Genomic DNA, 429 nt, shown 5'->3' with positions numbered 1-429 from the left:
AGCGCTCCGCCTTGCGCAAAGGCCGCGCCCAGCGCGCGCCGCCGCGCCTCCAGCGACGGGAAAGCGAGCCGGATCGTGGCCCGCCAGCGGTACAGCGCGGTCGCGAGGGGCCCGAGCGTTTGCGGCAGCAGCGTCTCCAGCCGTTGCCGCACCGCCGCCGCCAGCCCGGCCGAGGCACCGCCGGTGCCAATCGCGACGATCACGGGGTTGCGATCGATGATCGCGGGCAGCGTGAAGTCGCAATCATCGGGCCGATCGACGGCGTTGACCAGCACGCCGCGGGCCTTCAGCCGCGCGATCACCGCTTGCGCCTGCGCAGGTTCCTCCAGCGCGACGATGGCCAGCGCAGCGCTCGCGTCCTCGCCAACGATTTCGGCCCCGGCGCGCTCCAGCAGGCGGCGCTTGGCGTCGGCGGCTTCGCCCGTCCCA

At 74.1% G+C, this 429-nt stretch carries 1 protein-coding gene; it reads right to left on the bottom strand.

Features of this window, described 5'->3' with window-relative positions:
* On the bottom strand, positions 1 to 429 hold a 429-nt coding region (locus AACY52_RS31750), incomplete at both ends, for an NAD(P)-dependent oxidoreductase (RefSeq protein WP_339561618.1).

The organism is Pseudomonas sp. EA_65y_Pfl1_P113, from assembly GCF_963970525.1.
Taxonomy (GTDB): domain Bacteria; phylum Pseudomonadota; class Gammaproteobacteria; order Pseudomonadales; family Pseudomonadaceae; genus Aquipseudomonas; species Aquipseudomonas tritici.
The sequence above is the reverse complement of the archived record's forward strand: the minus strand, read 5'-3'. Positions and strand labels throughout refer to the sequence as shown.